Raw genomic sequence first — 18,476 nt, 5'->3', positions numbered from 1 at the left:
GGCTTGAAGGACCTCCGCGCGCAACCAGGCGCGGGTGGCCTCGTCGGTGAGGGGCGAGCCGTCGGCCGCGAGCAACTCCTCCACGCCCGGCATGCGGCGCAGTTGCACGCGCAGCTCCCGCACCAGCGCGGCGTGGGCGGCGGTGTGGGTTTCGCCCAGTCCCTTGAGCGCGGCGGCACTGAAGCGGTGCGGGCTCAATGAGAAGCGGTGCTGGACGACGGCGGCCTCGGCCTCGTCGAGCAGCTCGCTCCAGCGCTGGTTGGCCTCCAGCGTCTCCAGCTTGGTGCGCAGCGAGTCCGGTGGCGGCTGGAGCGTCGTGCGGCCGTTGGCGCCCGGGACGGGAGGACGCGCCAGGTGCAGCCAGACACCGGTCCGCAAGAGCCGGTAGGAGACGGGGTCCGCGTGGCTCGCGTGTCGCAGCGCGCCCGCGGCGCTCAGGAGCGCGGCGCCGACGTTGCGCAGGAAGTCGGTGACGGCCTCGGTGCTGGAGAGGTCCGGCTGCGCGGGAAGGGTGGGCAGCGGCGGCACGACGATGTTGTTTGAAGCGGACGGGCCCTGCGGGGTCGTCGCGCCACGTGGCGCCACCGAAGGCTGAGCACCGTTCTGGGAGGACGTGGGGCGCGGCGGCTGAGCGGCCTTCGGGGATGCGTGCCGCTCGCTCGTGGGCGCCTCGTTCCTCGGGGCCGTGTGAGTGTTCACCGGTGACGAGGCTTCGGCGTTCGCGGGAGTGGAGGCGGGGTTCGAGGCCGGCTCCAGGCTCGTCGCGCCCGTCGCGTCGTTCACGGTCTCGGCAAGGGCGGAGTCTCGCGGAGGCGCCGCGGGGAGGGGCTCGGGCAGGCCGGCGCGCAGCCGCGCGATGGCGTCCTGAATCGGGCCGAAGGCGGGTGACTGGTCCGCGAAGCGCTCACGCGACAGGGTGGACAGGCGCTTGATGGCGAAGGCCAGCGCGTCGAGCGACTCGGCGCTCACGCTGGCCTGGTCGAGGGAGGGCAAGAGCTTGCCCAGTCGCTCCACGAACCAGCCCACGGCGTTGGCGCGCGCGCGCAGCCGCTTCATCTCTGGAAAGAGGTCGGGCCAGAAGCGCTCCGTCACCTCCGCGAGCAGGGCCGCGCCGGTGGCGGCGCCGTCCATGCCCCGGGTGACGTAGAGGCCGTAGGCCAGATACGAGGCGAGCCAGAGGTCCTTGGTGGTGCCCTTGAGCAGCTCGTCGGCGCCGCGCACGACTTCGTCCCAGCGCACGGCGTTGCTGGCGGGGGACTCCAGCTTCGCCACCTCGGCGGTGATGGCCTCGTAGGCCGGCTCATGCTTCGCCTGCATGCCGGCGGGCGCGGTGCCGGGCACGGGCTCCAGCCAGGGACGGGCGCGCTCACGGAGCTCTTCGAGGGTGGGAGGCATGGTGCGAGGCTTCGGGTGCTTTCAGCGCGACAGCGCGCGCAGGAGCTGGTCGAGGGTGGTGGAGGGGGAGTCGATGACCTGACGCGCGGAGGCCGTCAGGCCCTTGCGCGCGTTGTCGATGGCGGCGGGACGTTCGGTGCGCAGCGGCCACACCTGGGCGCCGGGGCGGCCAGGCTGGGCGAGCGCGAGGAAGACGGAGGGCGACGCGGAGCCCAGGCTCAAGAGCAACCGGGGCTTGTCTCCCTCGGACCAGAAGAAGGACGGCGGCTGGTGGGGCCAGCGCAAGAGGCGCGAGGACAGCTCCAGCCACGCCACCGGGCCCACGCGCGCCGTCAACGGACAGTCCAGCACCACGCCCGCGGCGGACTGCTCGCGTCCGCGCTCACCGATGCACGCGGTGAGGAAGGTGTGCAGCGCGTAGTACTGCCCCCCGGTGGGCGAGCCCTCCGTCACGGGGCCCAGGAGGTCGGCGAGGTGGTGCTCGGCGAGGACGCTGTCGCGCAGCCGCTCGGCCACGCTGAAGTCACCCGGGCCCGGGACGGGCAGCGCCGTGGTGCGCTCGGTGAGCTGCGGCACGTCCAACTCCGCCGCCGCGTGGGCCAGGGCTCCGGCGGCGCGAAGGAAGGGCTGATAGGCCTCGGGTGTAAGCGCGAAGCGGGGCGCGGTGCTGGCCGAAGGCACCTCGGTGAAGATGGCCAGCGGAAACGCGCGGCCCACGCTGTCCACGCTGGGCGCCATCAACCCCACCAGCGCCTGCTTCTGGCCAGGGGCGGTGAAGACGAAGTGCGCGGGCTCCGAGGGCAGGTCCATCCGCGCCTTGCGCGCGCGCTCCACGCCGGCCTCCATCCACGCGTAGAGGTGGAGGGCGAGTGGCGTGGAGGCGTTGAACCGGACGAACTCCGCCTGGCGTGGCGTCTTTCCCAACAAGCCGATGCGAGGAGGTTGCTGCACCGCCATCAGGGGGCTCCGCCCGCGGCCACGGCCTCCGGCGCACAGCCCTTGCCAGTGAGCGAGATGCCCATGGGCACCTTCATGCCGGAGTCCCGGAAGATGCCCATCAGCTTGGACGTGTTGCCCGCCAGCCCGAAGAAGGGGTTGGTGGTGCGCTCCGGCCGGAAGTCGATGGAGACCTGCGCGCCATCGATTTCATCGATGTCCCACGTCGCCGTGAAGTAGCGCCCATCCGGGCTGGGTTCGATCTTCTTCACGCGCTCGAGCAGCCGGAACAGGCCCCAGTCACCCTCCTCGTCCTGCACCGATTCGGTGGCCCCATCCACGCTCTGCACGACGAGGCGTGCGCCGAGCTTGCCGGCCTGGCCGGGCCAGATCATCGGCTTCCACAGCGTGTCGGGACCGTTGCGGTACACCTCGTCGGTGCCGTCGAGCGTGAAGATGATGGAGGAGATGCGCGACGCGGCGCCGTCAGGGGAGACGCCGGGGCGGATGCGCACCTGGAAGCGCACCAGCGGGTCCACCATGCCCGCCGATTCACCGCCCGGGAACAGGGTGGCCGCGAGGGCCTGCGTCTTCTCCAGGAAGGAGAGCAGCTCCGGCCGATAGTGCGTGCTGGCGGCGGAGGTGAAGTCCCACTTGCGGCCCGTGGCGACGAGCTGCTCGCTGAGCTGCTCCTTGATGAACTTGCGCAGCACCCCGGTGTCGGGTCGCAGGAACTCCGCGACCTCGAGTAGCGGCGCGTCCTTCTGTGAGCCGGGGGTGAACGGGTACATGTCCTTGAAGGCCCGGTTGAAGGGGAGGGCCACCTGCTCGCACCACAGCTTGCTCTTGTCCTGAGCCTGGCCCTGGGCGATGACGACGATGGTGTCCTTGAAGGGCGGCAACAGCAGGCGCTCGAAGATGGCGATGTTGTCCGTCTGCTTGCGGATGAGCATCTCCACGTAGCTGCGCGCGGCGTTGCTCTTCTTGGTCAGCTCCGCGCCCTCTCCCGGCTTGTCCTTCGACGCGAGCATCGCGGTGTGCACGGTGACGAGCTGCTCCTCGTATTCAACGAGCGCCGTCAGCGTCTCCTCGCCGTCGTCCGTCTTGTAGCGCTCCGTGGCGAACCGGATGATGGAGGCGAACTCACGTGCCACGTCCCGGGCCAGGATCTCCTCTTCGCCGGAGGGGGCGAGCGGGTTGAGCTTCTCCCGGTTCTTCTCGATGACGGCGTCGTCACCGGAGCCGAAGATCTTCTGTACGGACGCCGTCAGCTTGTTCGTGCTCGTGGCTTCGACCTTGGGGACGCGTCGCTCCAACTGGACGTTGTTGACGATGGAGTTGAACAGCCGGCTGTAGGGCTTGGGTGTGCCGCGCGTCAGGTTGGTGAGCAGGTCCTCCAACTGGACGTTGTCCTTGGGCTCGGACACCTTGATGGCGTTGAGGAAGTCCTTCCACTCCTGGATGTAGCTGGAGAAGTAGAGCGAGCGCAGTGCCCGCCGCGACGCCTCCACGTCCATGTTGACGTCCCGGTCCAACACCCACGCGTCCTGGTCCGAGAACGCCGAGTCGAGCTGCTGCTTCACTTCGTTCTCGTAGGCGTTGCGGGTGAAGGCGCCGCGCACCGCCATGTTGGAGCTGAACTGCGGCACCGAGCCCATCAACTGCTCCAGCGTGACGTCTCCGTACTGCGTGCGAGTGGTCTCCACGATGCGCGCCAGCTCCAGCTTCTCCAGGGGCACCCGGATGAGCGCGCGGCGCGCGCCCACGATGATGGCGCGCTCCCGGGGGAAGGCGATGCGCTCCGCGCTCGCGGGCTTCTGGTCATCCGGCAGGGCCTGCTCGGCCCCCAGCATCTTGATGAACGTGGTGGCGTGGGTGGCGACCGTCCCTTCGTCCAGCGCGCTGCCACGCACGCCCGCCCAGTGGTCGACAATCTGGCGCACCAGCCACCGGCGCTGCGTCTCGTCCAGCTCCGGCTCCTTCGGGTCCCTGGGCGTCGTCACCAGCAGGTACATCTTCAGGTCATCGACGTACTGCTTGAACTCGGCGGAGCGGCGCGCGTGCTCCCTCGGGTCCCTGAGCGCCAGCATGTCCGGGCTGCGCGCGAAGCCCTCCAGCCGTTGCTGGATGAGCTCGAACTGCTTGCCCAGCAGCACGCGGCGCAAGGCGGTGTTGTAGAACTGGCGCGCCTGCGGAAGCAGCTTGTGGCCCTGGTAGAGGCCGAAGCGCATCCACACCGGTGCGCCTTCCTCCTCGTGCCGGGTCAGCTCCTCCAGGCGCTTGCTGAGCGGCAGCAGGTCCTCCACGCGGCGCACGTCGTCGCGCGGGTCCAGGTTCACATCGGTGATGGCCTTGGTGACGGCCTCCGCCAGGAAGCGGTTCTGGAAATAGGAGAGGGTGGGCATGGACAGCAGCAGCGCCGTGGCCGCCAACGCCGCGCCCGCCAGCACCATGCTCTGCCGGCGCACCCGCGCTTCCTCCAGCGAGCTGCGCACCGCCACCTGCTGGTCCTGGAACATCACCTTCGTGAAGACGTCCCAGAGGAAGTAGCTGCGCCCCTCGGTGGACGCGCCGTCTATCTGTGGCCGGCCGTTGCTGGTGCCGAACAGCTCACCCGCGGACGGGGACACCTTGTCCACCGCGCGCACGTCCTGCGTGCCGCTGTTGAAGTACAGGCCGCGGAAGACGGGCGTGTCCTGGAACACGTTCTCCAGGAAGAGCGGCTGGAGGAACTCGGCCAGGTTCTTCCGGAGCGCGTCGAAGCGCTGCGGGAAGCCGTAGATGTTCTCGCGCGTCTCCAGCCGGCGCTCCTGGCCCAGCCGCCGCAGCGAGCGCTGCTCCAGCACGGAGAGCATCTCGTCGAAGCGCTCGCGGAACAGGTCCGTGCTGGCGTCCTTCTGGTGCTCCAGCGGCACGGTGAAGCCCCAGACCTGCCCGCGCTCCACGCGGGACAAATCGGAGAACATCTCCACGAAGCCCGGCAGCAGGTCGCACTTGGTGACCATCACGTAGACGGGCACCAGCATCTTCAGCCGGCCGGTGATTTCGTCCAGGCGCTCGCGGATGGTCTGACCCATCTCGCCCACCGCCTGCGGGTCCGCCGTCATCAGCTCGCTGACGCTGATGGCGACGATGAGGCCGTTGATGGGGCGGCTGGGGCGGTGCTTCACCACCGTGTCCAGGAAGGCCATCCACTCGGGGCGGTCCTCCTCCGCGCTGGTATAGCGGCCCGCCGTGTCGAGGATGACGGCCTCGTTGGTGAGCCACCAGTCGCAGTTGCGCGTGCCACCCACGCCGCGCACGCCACCGCGCGCGGAGAGGTAGGGGAACTTCAGGCCGGAGTTGCGAAGCGCGGTGCTCTTGCCCGCGCCCGGAGGGCCGACGATGAGGTACCAGGGCAGCACCGCCAGCGCGTCCTTGCCGCCGCGCGCCAGCTTGGACGCCTTGAGCGCGCCCACCGCCTTGGTGAACTCGTCCTGCATCGCCTTGATTTCGGGCTGCAGGTCCGGCCGCACCGTGGCGGCCTGCTCTTCGCCTTGAGCCGCGAGCGCGCCTTCCAGCTTCTTGGCGGCGCGCCGCGCGCGGATGCGCTTGACCACCCACACCACGCCCATGGCCAAGAGGCCCGCGAGCGCGGCGACGATGGCGGCCTGGGGAGGAGTGAGGCCCAGGTAGCTCATCAGCGCGAACATGGGCGCGCCGATGCCCAGCAGCGGTAGCAGGTAGGCCATCATTGCGTGCCTCCCGGGTTGGCGGTGGCGCCCGTTTGCGGCGGAGCCAGCGTGCCGGCGACGTTCTTGGCGGCGTGAAGCTCGATGCGGCTCGACAGCTCGTCCACCTTGTCCTTCAGGAAGAACTGCAGCACGCCGTAGAAGAGCACCGCCACCGCCAGCGAGCCCGCGGACAGGGCCAGCACGGGCGTCTTCCTTCGCTTGGAGAGCAGCGAGTCGGTGGGGCGCTCACCGTGCGGCGACAGCACGTCGAAGTCGAAGGGGCGCGCGCGCTCCAGGTCCTTCTTCACCGTGTCGATGAGCGTCATCAACTCCAACTCGCCGCCGCGGATGCGGTAGCGCCCCTGGAAGCCGAAGAGCATGCACAGGTAATAGACCTGGAGGACCTCGGCGCGGTGCGGGTCCTTGCGCACCAGGTCCAACCTGGCGAAGAAGCCGTCGCCCGCGATGTTCTCGTTGAAGTAGTGGAGCTGCAGCGGGTTGGTCATCCAGAACTGCCGGTACTCCTCCGGCCGGCTGAGGACGACCTCGTCGATGAGCGCCACCATGGCGTAGGCCATGTCCTGGGCGTCCTGGTGACTGAAGCCGAGCACCGCGGCGCGCCGCAAGAGTTCGTCCACCACCCCGCGCAGGCGGTGATAGAGCGTCTCCGGCGGAGGAATGGCCGCCGCCTCCGAGCCGCGCAGGTGGATGGCGGCGTCGAAACAGTCCTTCGTGGCTTCCGTCACTCGGTCCATGGAAATCCCTGCGCGTCAGCGATTGGCGGTGGGGACCGCGAGCAGCTCCACGGTCGTTCGGGCCGCGTCGAACGGCTGCGGCAGATAGAGCGCGAGGTTGTGGTCTCGCATCACGTTCTTCCAATAGCCGTCATTCATCGAGAGGCTGAAGTACACGGTGCCCGGCTGCACCGGGACCTCCGGCGGCGGGCGGTACGTGACGGCCAGCGGCACGCCCGGCGCGGCGGCTCGGACGAGGCCAGGGATGTCGTCCCAGCAGGCCACCTTGGTGAGCTTGGGGAACTGCTCGGCGACGACGCGCTCGGGCAAATCGCTCCTCACCGCCAGGAGGAAGGCGCCGCAGCGCTCCAGCCGCTCGTCCTCCAGCTTGCCGCGGAACATTCCGTCCGTGCCCGCGGAGAGGTCCACCGTGAGGCACTGCTCCAGCGCCACCGCGCGCATCAGCTCCGACAGGCGGCGGAACAGCTCCTCGAACGTCGCGCGCAGGTTCGTGAACTGGAAGGACGGCAGCGTGGTGGGGTCCGCGCTGGAGGAGAAGGTGCAGAGCTGGCCCGCGCACTGCACCAGCGTCAGATACATATCCCGGGGCCGCAGGTTGCCCGCGTCCAGCGCGTGCTGCAGGAAGGGGATGGTGCCGTTGAGGGCGTTGAGCTCCAGGAAGAGCGTCACGTCGCCCGCGGTGAACTCCAGCGCGGACGCGTCCCGGTGGCGGCGGCGCGAGGCGAGCTGGCGCTGCTTGGAGACCATCAGCCGCAGGAGCGTGCGCAACTCGCCCATGACGAACGGCGACGCGTCGATGCGCAAGGAGGGCGGGACGTAGGCGTCGACCACGGCCAGGCTGCCGGACTTGTCGCGCGTCAGCTCGAACAGCTTGATGGCCTCGAAGTCGTCACGCGGCTCGGTGCCGAAGAGCAGCCGCACGTTGCGCTGGCCGAAGCCCACCTGGGAGATGGACGTGGACGCCGTCAGGTCGCTGATGGGCCGCGTGACGGGCGTGTAACGCGGACTGCCGCCAATGCGCTCCCCGCTGCCGTAGCTCTCCACGCCGCTGCGCTCGCGCGGCACGCCCAGGTACACGTCCAGGGTGCGCTGCGCGGGAGGGAAGTAGCCCTCGGCGGGACGCGCGGAGGGGGCCTCGGCGTCTCCGGACTCGAAGGACACCGTCAGCCCGTCCGGCAGCACCCCGACGAAGTTCGACAGCTGCACCTGGCCGGCGCGCAGGCCCTCCAAATCCAGCTCCATGGCCACCACGCCCCAGGGATAGGGCTCCAGGGCCCCCAGCCGGTTCTCCAGGAGCTGCTCGTGATACAGGTCCTGTTGCTGGAGGTGGTGCGGGCTCATGAACATGCCCTCGGACCACACGACGCGCTGCGCGGACTTCATGCGCCTCTCCGGGGCGACTCTCGGTCGCCGGATTCGGGGTTGTTGTGTTGCTCCGGCGCCACGCTGAGGGGCCGGAACATCAAGTCGATTTGATAACCCTGGAGCCGGTAGCGGAAGACCTCGTCGTCCTCCTTCGGCGGCCCCTGGTCTCCGGCGGGACGCTCCACGCAGCGCGACTCCGGCACCACGGGCAATGTCGCCACCGCGCGCCAGGAGTAACCCAGTGGCTGTCGGAACAGGCCCATGGCGAGCACGAAGCGCGCCTTCGGGTCCCTCTGAATCCAGCGCTTCTCCTGCTTGCCGGGCGCCACGACGACTTCGGCCACCTGCAGCAGGTCCTCCTTCAGCAGCGCCTCGGGCTTGCCCCACAAGTCACGGAAGCCCGCGCGCTCCAGCTTCACGCTGTCCTTGAGCTGGACAATCTGGACCACGGTGGGCAACGAGCGCCCTTTGGAATCCGGATTGAGTTGCTCGGCCGCGTCCACCACCACCTGGAACGGAGGCGGTGTCTCGCAGGCGAAGGGCACGCGTTTCGCGCAGCCCGCTCCCACGCTCAAGGCCAGCGCCTGCGCGGCGACCACACCCCACCGAAGGCACCGGCCGGCCACCCCCGCCGCACCGGCGCCAGTGTGTCCTAGCGCCAAATTCCACATTCCTTTTGAGGGCCCGGCACCGTCTTCGGTTCCGTGCGAAGCGTAAAGTGCCAGACACAGTGGACCGGTTTCAAGCCACCCCCCTGGGTCCGCCTGAAACGATTTAGTTTTCGGAGATTTTGGAGCCCTTGATGATGACGTCGCCGCTGCCGGTGACTTCAATCTTGGCGCCCTTGATGACGACGTCCCCGTTCTTCTTCACCTGCAACGTGGCGGAGCCGACCTTGAGGGTGAACTGCTCCTCGGCGACCAGGGAGATCTCCTTGGCCTGCAGGACGTAGGCGTCCTTGGTGGCGTGGTTGGATTTGCCACCGACGCTGACGATGAGGTCCTTGTCCACCTTCAACATCCGCGACTTGCCAATCTCTTCCGACAGGTCTCCGCCCACCTGCGTGGAGCGGGCGCCCTTGACGGACTCGGACTTCTTGGCGCCGACGACCTCCACCTTGGCGCCGCCCACCTGCTCGGATTTGACGCCGCCCACCAGCTCGTTGAAGGCGGCGCCCACGCTGATGGCGAGCGCTCCGCCCACGGTGAGCATCTTCCCCAGGCCCACCGTCTCCGCCGACGCCATGCTGACCGCCAGGCTCTGGCTGCCGCTGACGCCGATGGACTGGTCGCCCTTGATGGACTCGGTGTGGTTGCCGGCCACGGTGGTGGAGCGGTTGCCGGTGACGGCCAGCGACTGGTTGCCGCTGATGGTGCTGTCGTCGTCCTTCTTCACCTGGAGGGACTGGTTGCCCTCGATGACGCGCGCGCGGTCCTTCTTCACCAGCAACGTCTCGTTGCCTCGGACCTCCTGCGTCTTGTCGTTCTCCACGACGACGTTGAAGTCCTTCTGCGCGTGCAGATAGACGAGCTCCGAGCCAGCCGCGTCCTCGAAGCGCAGCTCGTTGGAGCCGTCGCCGCCGGGGCTGGAGCTGGAGCGCAGGGTGCTCTGCGTCTTGCTGCCGGGCAGGTCGATGGGCGGCGGATTCTGGCCGTTGTAGACGCTGCCGGTGACGAGGGGGCGGTCCGGGTCTCCCTCCAGGAACTCCACCACCACTTCATGACCGATGCGCGGCAGGTACAGCGCGCCCCAACCCGGGCCGGCCCAGGCCTGGCTGACGCGAATCCAGCAGGAGCTCTTGTCGTTGGCCTTGCCCTCGCGGTCCCAGTGGAACTGGACCTTGATGCGGCCATGCTCGTCGGTGTGGATCTCCTCGCCCGCGGGCCCGACGACGCGCGCCGTCTGCGCGCCGGGGATGACGGGGCGGGGCGTCACGCGCGCGGGCCGGTAGGGGATGTCCGCGGGCTGGCAGAGGAACTCGTTGCGGTAGCCCTCGCGCGAGCGCAGCGTGGACTGGTCGATGCTCACCGCCTCCGACTGATGGCCGGTGTGTCGCACGGAGATGGGCAGGTACTTGCGATTGACGGCCGTGTCGGGGTGCTCGGCCAGCTCGAAGACGTGACCGGGGCAGACGCGTCGGGAGTAGCTGGCGCCCGTCACCGTCTGGGTGCGCGCGCGCAACTCCTCCAGGCGCACCTGGGCCAGGTTGCGGCCGGGGCCCGGCTCCTCGTAGCGGCCAGGGTAGTCGTAGATCTCCAGCGCCGTCTCGCCGTCGTCGGACTCCGCCTCCGCGCCCAGCATCTGGGCGGGGCGCAGGAAGTTGTAGTCACGCAATGCGACGACGCCGGGCTGGACCTCCGTGCGGGCCACCAGTTCGTGCACGTACTCCTGCGAGGCAATCATGTGCGAGCGCTCGCGGAAGACGAGCTTGGACTCGCCCTGCATGGGCGGATTGGCCGACGAGCCATCGCCCAGCACCATCATGTGTGAGCTTTCGGCGTGCTCGAAGAAGTAGAAGATGCCTTCCTCCTCGAGCAGCCGCGAGACGAAATCCAGGTCCGACTCGCGGTACTGCACGCAGTAGTCGCGCACGGGGTAGGAGCCGGTGAGGGCCAGGCGGTGCTCCACCTTGGACTCGTCCAGGACCTTGTGGACGATCTGCGGGACGGTCATCTCCTGGAAGATGCGGCTCTTGCGGCGGTGGCGCAGCGTCCACAGGCGCGGGACGACGGTGACGCGGTAGCGGCGGCGCTCGGGGCCGCTGCCTTCATCCCAGCGGGTCATCCGCGAGACGACGCCCTGGAAGAAGCGGGCGGTGCCGTCACCGAGCATCACCGTCAGGCGCGCGTCCTTGCCGAGCAGCAGCTTCTCCTCCACCTCGAGGTCGGGCCGGACGGCGAGGGCGACCTCGACGGTGTAGGGCTGGGAGAGCGTCTCCTCGGCCTCGAAGCCGAGCACCGCCAGCTCCGCGGCCGTGAAGGAACCTGCCTCGAACTCGAACTCGGCCTGGTTCGCGAGCAACGCGGCGTTCGCGATCATCAGAGTGCCCCCGGCGCCAGACCCCGCGCGAGCCGCGGGGAGGTGAGTGATGCGCCAGCATGCCACGAATTGACCGGGCGTGAATCCCTGGCCCGAGATTTCAGTGGCAGCGTTGTCACGGGGCTCTCGCGCCGGAGGACCCGATGGGTGCGGGCTGGAGAGAGCGCGGGGACATCTGGTGTAGAGTGGACGCGGGGGGCCGGCTTGAATCGTGGGACGGCTCCGGGGTACCCACACGCCCATTCATCCGGGAGAATCATGAGACGAAGCAGGCTGCTGCGAGGCGTCCTCGCGTTCGCGTTCGTGCTGACGTCCGCGAGCGCCGGGGCCCAGGACGACGCGCCCCCCGCTCCCACTGAGTCGCCCCTGAGAGGCTTCGACCTGGAGCGGCTGGAGCTGAATCCTGGCGCGGAAGGCTCGCTGCTCGTGGGGCTGGGTGAGCTGCTCCCGATGGGTGACTTCCGGGCGACGGTGGCGATGCAGTACGCCCACGAGCCGCTGGTCTACATGAACACCGGAAAGAAGCTCGCCGTCGTGGGCAGCCGCGCGACGGCGCACCTGGCCGCGGCCTATGCGCCGTTGAGCTGGTTGCAGGTGGGGTTGCAGGTCCCACTGGTGGCGTTTCAGGGTGGCAACAGCACCGGGTTGGCGGGTGCGGGCATTCCGGAGCCGCGCGCGCAGACGCTCTCCACGCCGTCGTTGAGCGCCCGGGTGGGGCTCTTGACGCAGGAGGCGTCGGGCATCCTGGACCTCGCGGCGGAGCTGGGGGTGGGTGTGCCCCTGGGCAGCGCGGAGGGCTTCTCGAGGGATGACGGCTCGGTGCGGCTGTCGCCGAGGCTGATGGTGGGGCGGCACTTCGGCCGCATCCGCGCGGGCCTGGAGGTCGGCTACGTCCAGCGGGACAAGATGCTGCTGACCGAGCGCACGGGGGACCTGGAGGACGAGGTGGGGCAGGAGATGCGCCTGGGCGCGGCGCTGTCCACGACGGGGCGGCGGCTGCGCTGGGAGCTGAACGTGCGCGCGATGCTGCCGCTGACGAATCAGCCCGGCGCGGTGGAGTTGTTGCCGGGCGCGCGTTACCTGGCGAGTCCGTCGCTGGAGCTGTTCGCCCTGGCGGGCATGGGTGTGGGCTCGGCCCCGGGGACGCCGTTGTTCCGGCTGATGGTGGGTGGCTCGTTCGGCAAGGTGGTGCCGACGCGCGGGCCCGGTGAGTCGTCGGTGCGGTGTGAGCCGGGGTTGGTGCGGACGCTGAAGGACCCCATCCAGGAGTGCCCCGACTCCGATGAGGACGGGGACGGCATCATCAACAGCGTGGACCGCTGTCCGCTGGTGCCCGGAGACGCGGCGCGCGGTGGCTGCTCGGCGCAGGACACGGATGGCGACGGCATCGAGGACATGCTCGACGAGTGCCCGGACAAGAATGGCCCTCCCGCGCGCAATGGCTGCCCTGTCGAGGACCGGGACAAGGACGAGGTCGAGGACAGCAAGGACAGTTGCCCGGATGACCCGGGACCGGAGGACAACCGCGGCTGCCCGGTGCGTGACTTCGACAAGGACGGCATCGAGAACGACAGCGACGAGTGTCCCAACGAGCCGGGCCCGGCGGAGCGCAAGGGCTGCCCGGAGATGGACTCGGACAAGGACGGCGTGCCCAACCGATTGGACAGCTGCGTGAAGGACGTGGGCGCGGCGAACAACCTGGGCTGCCCGGCGAACGTGCCGCCGCTGGTGGAGATCAAGGCGGGCCACCTGGAGCTGATGGAGAAGATCTACTTCGAGGCCTCGGGCGTGGTCATCCAGAGCCGCTCGCTGGAGCAGCTCAACTGGGTGGCGCGCATCGTCAAGGAGCACCCGGAGTTGCCCATGGTCGTGGTGGGCGCGCATACGGATCTGCGCTCGCCGCTGGATGCCAGCCGGCGCTTGTCGCAGGCCCGCGCGGACGCGGTGCGCCAGTACCTCATCAGCAAGGGGGCTCCGGCGGACCGGTTGATGGCGGTGGGCTTCGGGAAGACCAAGCCGAAGGTGACCCCGGAGAACACGTATCAGGACCGCGAAGAGAACCGCCGCATCGAGTTCAAGTTCGTCGACCCGCAGGAGTCGCGAGGAGCGGCTCCCGCGGACGGAGCCGTGAAGCCAGGGGAGGTGCGGCCATGAGAACGCTGCTGACGCGAGTGCTGCTGTGGGGCGTGCTGTTGATGTGTGGCACGGCGAGCGCGGAGCCGGACAGGTTCGGGCTGGGTGGGGCGACCGGTGCGGTCAATGACGTGACCTTCACGACCACGGGGTCGCCGCACCTCATCAACAACCACAAGGCCCTCAGCGCGAATGCGAACAAGGGGGACACCGTCCTGTCGTTCACGGGGACCTTCACGGGGCTCGCCAACAACGGCTACCTGATGATCATCCAGTCCACGGGCCTGAGCCCCGTGCCCGCGAGGGGAACGACGACACCCGTCGACCTGTTTGGTGGCGGGACGCCGACCGTGGGGCAGTGGGAGCTGGCGGAGATCCGGTCCTTCAACGCGAACTCGGTGACCCTCACGAGGCCGCTGGCCAACAGCTACAAGGCGGCTGGCGCGCAGATGCTCACGGTGCCTCGTTACCGGAACGTCATCATCCAATCCGGTGCCACCGTCAGCGCGGCCCCGTGGAGTGATAGCCCGGATGGGAAATCGGGGGGGGGGGCTGGCGTTCCTGGCCAGTGGAACCCTGACCAACAACGGGACGATTCAGGCATCGGGGTTGGGGCTGCGCGGGGGCGTCTATATGCCGGATGCGGTGGGTTCGGCATGTAGTGATTCAGGGGTGGGCAAGTTGGGGCTCAGTGGCGAGGACATCGTGCCCGCGCAGGCGAACTCCGTGGACAACTCCGCGAATGGCGGAGGCGGCGGTTCATGCAACACGGGTGGTGGTGGTGGCGGAGGCAACGGTGGACCGGGAGGAGTGGGCGGTCGTGGAAGGTTGAGTGGTAACGACATTCCCGGGGGAAAAGGGGGCGTTGCGCTGAGCGGTTCCTCCATGAGCTGGCTCACGTTCGGTGGCGGAGGCGGAAGCGGACACACACGGGGCACTGCCACGGATGGAGCAGGCGGGAGAGGAGGCGGAATCATCTTCATTCGCGCGGCTTCTCTCGCGGGAAGTGGAGAGATCCTGTCGAACGGTGCGCCCGGGGTGCCAACTGGGGCGACCCTGGTGGGACATGGTGGTGGCGCCGGGGGAACCCTGCATCTGCGCTTCACGGGAAGTGGCACGTGCGGTGCGAACAAGGTGATGGCGGGAGGCGGTAAGGGGGCGGACAGCGACACGAACTCGGGGCCTGGTGGTGGTGGTGGTGGTGGCCGCGTGTTCTTCCAGGCGCAGGGACTCGCTACCTGCGCTCCCGTCGCACCCGCTGCCCTCGGGGGAATGCAGCCCACCGTCCACAACGGCGCCCAGCCTACCGCCACCAGCCTGGTGGACTACGCGGGCACCGTCACGGTCCTGGACTCGGGGTTCGTTGATGTGATTGCCCTGCCGACCTTCGCGAGTCCTCCCGGCCTCGACTCCTGGACGAACAACCCGTTGCTGAAGGGGAAGACGCAGCACGGGTTTTCGGAGGTCCTCTTCTACACGGTGGGCGGAGCATCGGCGCCCTTCACCTATACGCCCCTGAACACCCGGACGGCTTCCGACAGCCTGAAGGAGTTTGTCTATCCATACGCCCCCGCGAGCAGCAACAACACGCCGTTTCGCCTGGTGGCTCAAGCCGGATACATGGGGGCCTATAGCGACCTGACTCCCGAGCTGAGGTTCAACTTCGACAACGTCCCGCCGTCGACGACGCTCACTCCGGACACTGTTCCCCTGGTGTCTCGCTTCACGAGTGCCAAGTTCGACATGACCTCGTCGGAGCCCAACGGCACCTTCCAGTGCGCGTTGGACAATCTGGGGGTTGTCGGCGATGGCGCCTTCGAGTTGTGCACTCCCTCGAAGACCTTCAACAGCCTCACGACAGGTGACTACCGGGTCACGGCCTACGCGGTGGATCGCGCCGGCAATCAGGACCCGTACCCGAAGAGCTACACGTGGAGGGTGGACCTCACCCAGCCAAACACGGTCATCACGGCTGGGCCCGTGGCGAGTCCCCCTGGCAATCCCACGAACTCGAAGGTGGCTCACTTCACGTTCACGGGAGGCACCACGTACCAGTGCTCGCTGGACGGAGTCCCGGCCGTGGCCTGCGGTCCGAGTCAGACATACACCGCGCTGGCCGAGGGCACGCACACGCTGTCCGTGACGGCCTACAGTGAGTCGGGTGTCGCCGATCCGTCTCCCGCGACGCGCACGTGGGCTGTCGACACCGTGGCGCCCGACACGTCGTTCTTCAACCCGCCCGAGTCGCCGAACAACGCGACCACCGTGACCATCGAGTACCGAAGTCCAGATGCCACGGCGACCTTCCAGTGCTCCCTCAACGGGATTGATTTCACGTCGATGCCCTGTAACGGAACGGGGTCGGGCTCACGCACCTTCAGCGGGTTGGTCTCGGGCACGCGGCAGTTCCACGTTCGCGCCGTGGACCCGGCGGGAAACATCGACCCCTCGCCCATCAGCCATACCTGGGTCGTGGACATCGATCCTCCGGCGTCCATCGTCATCACTGCTCCCAGCGCGGGGCTGGTGAACACGTCCCGCCCCACGATTGTCGGAACGACTGAGCCCGGAGTCCGCGTGGCTGTCACCGTGACGCCCTCAGATCCGGGGCCGCCCCAGACCTTGAACGCGGTGGCAGGCCCCTCCGGGGCCTGGAGCGTGATTCCCGCCGTGCTCTCCGATGGGAGCTACACGCTGAGCGCGGTGGCCACCGATGCGGCGGAGAACACGCGACAGTCCGCGCCTGTGAGCATCACGGTAGACACGCTGCCGCCTTCGCGGCCCGTGCTCGCGGCCAGCATCCAGGGCAGGTACTTCACGACGATGCCCATCAGCCTGAGTGGCATGCTGGAATCGACGGCGGGGCTTACGCCCAACACCCGCGTCACCGTCTACGTGGATGACTCCGTGGTGTTGGGGCCCACCCCCGTGGATGCCCAGGGTGGGTGGAGCGTGTCGTTCACTCCGTCGCCCCTGCAGGATGGTTTCCACTGGGTCCGGGCCATGACGACGGACGCCGCGGGCAATGTCAGCCCGTTCTCCGCCACGCTCACCTTCCATGTGGACCTGAGTGATCCGACGGTGCCCACCATCGACAGCCCGGGTCCCTATCTCACCACGCGCTATCCGACCCTGAGTGGCACCGCGGAGGTGGGGACCTCGCTGCAAATCTATTTCGGGCCGACACCGGACCCCGTCACCGTGAGCGTGAGCCCGAATGGACGATGGAGCTACCTGCGCACCACGCCTCTGAACGAAGGGCCCAACACGGTGTTCGTCCGCTCGACAGACGCGGCGGCGCGTGTCACGGATTCAGCCCCGGTGTCGTTCATCGTGGATGTGACGAAGCCGGAGACGACCATCATCGAGGCTCCGCCGCCTCGTGATGGCAACACCACGGTCCTCTTCCGGCTCGGAAGACCGGAAGCCCTGACCTACGAGTGTCGACACATCTACGAGACGGAAGACGAGGCGCCGGGCCAGCCCGAGGACGACGAGCAGGCGTTCACACCGTGCGAGCTTCCTCCTCCGGGGCCGGGGGTGGATGCGAGCTACATCCAGAAGTCCAACCTGATCGACGGCACGCAGACGCTGTTGATTCGCGCCGTGGATCAGGCGGGCAACCGTGACGACTCACCGGCGTCCCACACGTGGAGCATCAGTACCGGCCCCGTGGATACGGACATCCTTTCGGGTCCGGATGGCGTGGGCGGCCCCATCAGCAGCAAGACCGCGGTCTTCCGGCTGTGGTCCAACAAGGGCCTGATCCCGTTCGAGTGCAAGCTGGACACGGCCTCCACGTTCACTCCGTGCCCCAGGAATCCGGAGGAACCACCGGACACGGCTCGCTACGAGGGCCTGGCGGAAGGCAATCACACGCTCTCGGTTCGAGCCGTTTTCGCGCTTGAGCCGGATACCACTCCGAAGAGCCGCTCGTGGACGGTGGATACCGTGAAGCCGCAGCCTCCGGTCGTCACCGGTCCGCGCTCGGACCGACCCACAAACCTGCGCAAGCCCACCATCCAGGGCCAGACGTTGGAGCCAGGGCTCGTCACCATCTCCATCGACGACGTGCAGGTGGGGACGGTGGAAATCGAGGGAGTGACGTGGCTCTTCACGCCCACCGTGGAGTTGAGCAGTGGTCCGCACGTCATCAAGGCCACGGTGTCTGACCGGGCGGGCAACGTCAGCGACTCATCGCCGCCCTACACCATCCAGGTGGATGCGGATGCTCCCGAGGTGACCATCCTGACAGGGCCGACCGGGCCCACGGGCTGGCTCACCACGGCCAGCTTCACGTTCACCTTCAATGCCTCCGAACTGGTGGAGCGCTACGAGTGCGCGCTCGACGGCGCGGCGGAGTTCGAGGCGTGTGTTTCGCCGTATTCGGGATCCGTGAGCGGCAGCAATGAGAACCACACGATGTTGATTCGAGCGAAGGACATCGCGGGCAACTTCTCCGAGGTGAAGTCGTGGGATTGGAAGGTCGACACGACGACGCCGAACACCACCATCGAGTTCGGCGAGATGAAGACCCTGACCAACTCCCCGGAAGCCACCTTCCGGTTCAGCTCGAATGAGAGCAGCGTGACCTATACCTGCAGCTTCAATGGGTCGCCCTTCGAGAGCTGCAATGCCTCGGGCTACAGCAGGACGGGGTTGGGCAGCGCGGACGAGGAGTCGATGGAGTACACCCTGCAGGTGAAGGCGAAGGACCCGGCGGGCAACGAGGACCCGACGCCTGACAAGTTCACCTGGCAGGTGGACCTGAAGGCCCCCGTGCCGCCCGTGCTGTCGGTTCCCAGGGCGAACGACATCCTGTCGGTGCGGACGCCGACCTTCCAAGGCGATGCGGAGGCGGAGTCGACGGTCTCCATCCAGGAGAATGGGGTGGAGATCGGCACCGTGCAGGCGGACGCGAGCGGTGACTGGCGCTTCGTTCCGCGCACCGAGTTGGACTACGGAAGCCATACGGTGACGCTGGTCGCGAAGGACAAGGCGGGGAACGCGTCGATGCCGTCCTCCCTCGTCAACTTCGTGCTGGACCCGTCGTTGGAGATCGACGCCCGAGGCGGAGGCTTGAGCTGTGCCTCGGCGGGCGGGGGAGGGGGCGTGTCGCTCGTCCTCCTGGCCCTGGGGG

The 18,476-nt window shown here is 68.3% G+C and carries 10 protein-coding genes; 3 read left to right on the top strand and 7 right to left on the bottom strand.

Annotated features, from left to right (window positions below; genetic code table 11):
• The 7 genes from HUW62_RS35745 to HUW62_RS35715 form a co-directional block, all read right to left on the bottom strand.
• Positions 1-1,395: type VI secretion system domain-containing protein (locus tag HUW62_RS35745; RefSeq protein ID WP_176436976.1), on the bottom strand; the 1,395-nt coding region annotated here is incomplete at its 3' end.
• Between the two features lie 21 nt (positions 1,396-1,416).
• A complete protein-coding gene (gene tagF, locus HUW62_RS35740; RefSeq protein ID WP_176436975.1) occupies positions 1,417-2,352 on the bottom strand; it encodes a type VI secretion system-associated protein TagF in 936 nt (311 codons plus the stop codon).
• The gene (tssM, locus tag HUW62_RS35735) at positions 2,352-6,065 is read right to left on the bottom strand and encodes a type VI secretion system membrane subunit TssM (RefSeq protein WP_163870740.1); all 3,714 of its coding nucleotides are present in this window, start codon (positions 6,063-6,065) and stop codon (positions 2,352-2,354) included. The genes tagF and tssM overlap by 1 nt, the downstream gene beginning before the upstream one ends.
• Positions 6,062-6,799, bottom strand: coding sequence for a DotU family type IV/VI secretion system protein (locus HUW62_RS35730; RefSeq protein ID WP_163870741.1), 738 nt, complete (start codon positions 6,797-6,799; stop codon positions 6,062-6,064). The genes tssM and HUW62_RS35730 overlap by 4 nt, the downstream gene beginning before the upstream one ends.
• Positions 6,800-6,814: 15 nt before the next feature.
• Positions 6,815-8,182, bottom strand: coding sequence for a type VI secretion system baseplate subunit TssK (tssK, locus tag HUW62_RS35725; protein WP_163870742.1), 1,368 nt, complete (start codon positions 8,180-8,182; stop codon positions 6,815-6,817).
• Positions 8,179-8,739, bottom strand: coding sequence for a type VI secretion system lipoprotein TssJ (gene tssJ / locus HUW62_RS35720; RefSeq protein ID WP_255203841.1), 561 nt, complete (start codon positions 8,737-8,739; stop codon positions 8,179-8,181). The genes tssK and tssJ overlap by 4 nt, the downstream gene beginning before the upstream one ends.
• 199 nt (positions 8,740-8,938) lie before the next feature.
• Positions 8,939-11,203 carry a type VI secretion system Vgr family protein gene (locus HUW62_RS35715; RefSeq protein ID WP_163870744.1) on the bottom strand — a complete coding sequence of 755 codons (2,265 nt, stop codon included), beginning with the start codon at positions 11,201-11,203 and terminating at the stop codon, positions 8,939-8,941.
• Positions 11,204-11,461: 258 nt separating this feature from the next.
• On the opposite strand from HUW62_RS35715, the gene HUW62_RS35710 reads away from it, so the two are divergent.
• The 3 genes from HUW62_RS35710 to HUW62_RS35700 form a co-directional block, all read left to right on the top strand.
• Positions 11,462-13,357, top strand: a complete 1,896-nt coding sequence (locus HUW62_RS35710) for an OmpA family protein (RefSeq protein ID WP_163870745.1) — start codon at positions 11,462-11,464, stop codon at positions 13,355-13,357.
• A complete protein-coding gene (locus HUW62_RS35705; protein ID WP_176436974.1) occupies positions 13,354-13,998 on the top strand; it encodes a hypothetical protein in 645 nt (214 codons plus the stop codon). The genes HUW62_RS35710 and HUW62_RS35705 overlap by 4 nt, the downstream gene beginning before the upstream one ends.
• A gap of 376 nt (positions 13,999-14,374) precedes the next feature.
• Positions 14,375-18,476: Ig-like domain-containing protein (locus HUW62_RS35700; protein ID WP_368670561.1), on the top strand; the 4,102-nt coding region annotated here is incomplete at its 3' end.

Source organism: Myxococcus sp. AM011 (assembly GCF_013372595.1).
Taxonomy (GTDB): domain Bacteria; phylum Myxococcota; class Myxococcia; order Myxococcales; family Myxococcaceae; genus Myxococcus; species Myxococcus eversor.
The sequence above is the reverse complement of the archived record's forward strand: the minus strand, read 5'-3'. Positions and strand labels throughout refer to the sequence as shown.